Source organism: Streptomyces sp. UNOB3_S3 (assembly GCF_020740895.1).
Lineage (GTDB): Bacteria > Actinomycetota > Actinomycetes > Streptomycetales > Streptomycetaceae > Streptomyces.
Genome location: NZ_JAILXP010000717.1, coordinates 1 through 1,007, shown reverse-complemented (window position 1 = coordinate 1,007; position 1,007 = coordinate 1). Strand labels below are relative to the sequence as shown.

Sequence of the window (1,007 nt, the reverse complement as noted above, 5' to 3'; positions counted from 1 at the left end):
ACCACGATCACTCCCCCCTCGGTGAAGAGCGTTTCCACTGCGCCCCCGGCCCCTCGGGCTGGCGCTACGTCTCCCAGCTCACCGACCCCTCCGGCACCCCCACCGGCTCGGTCGACCTCGCCATCGACGACCTCGGTCGTCCCATCCGCCTCCAGCTCCAGAGCTCCGACTGGCAGGTGCGCGGTGCCGCCATCGACGGAGTCACCTGGGTCCGTACCGACCCGACGGGCGAACACGCGACGGAGGGCAATGTCCGCGCCCATGCCTTCAGCGGCGCTTCCCCCGCCTTCTACGTGGCCGTCTCCCGCCTGCTCCGCCTCTCGCCGGGCGCCGGCGCCGTCCGCGTCCGGCTCGTGACCTTCACACCCCCCGTGCTCGCCCCCCTCACGGTCGACCAGTCGTGGGCCCTGGTCGACAGGACAGCACACGCCACTGACAACGGCCCGCTCGAAGTGGACGAGTACCAGGTCAGTCACCTGGACACGGGGGAGCAGCACTCCGTCCACCTCGCCGGGGACGTGGTCCTCTCGGCGCCCGGGATCGAGCTGGAGGACCTGGACAGCCCGCCGTCGTCATGGGCACAGGTCTGAACCTGGTAGTGTTCTCTTCGCCCCACGAGGACCGTTGACACGGGAGGAGTGGGGAGGTAGATTCGAACGGTTGCGACGAACTGGACTGGTTCCCCCGCAACGGTTAGTATCTGTCGAGCTTCGGTCGGTGAATCGGATACATCGGATTCACGCGAAGCCACTCCGACTCCTTATCGGGAACCGAAAAGCCGATGTAAATCGGCCGGAAAGATTCTGATAAACTCGGTGAGCCCGGTCCAACAGGGCGCCGGAAACGGAATTCGGACCGACCGCTTTGACTAAGAAGCGGAAACGGAACGGAAAACGGATCTGGTAAGGTTGGAAACACCGAAGGGAAGCCCGGAGGAAAGCCCGAAAGGGTGAGTACAAAGGAAGCGTCCGTTCCTTGAGAACTCAACAGCGTGCCAAAAGTCAACG

General features: G+C 64.7%; 2 protein-coding genes. One reads left to right on the top strand and one right to left on the bottom strand.

Annotated features, from left to right (window positions below):
- On the top strand, positions 1–590 hold a 590-nt coding region (locus K6I33_RS35245; RefSeq protein ID WP_229358862.1), incomplete at its 5' end, for a hypothetical protein.
- A 103-nt stretch (positions 591–693) separates the two neighbouring features.
- Here the strand turns inward: K6I33_RS35245 and K6I33_RS35240 are convergent.
- Positions 694–1,007: hypothetical protein (locus K6I33_RS35240; RefSeq protein WP_229358861.1), on the bottom strand; the 314-nt coding region annotated here is incomplete at its 5' end.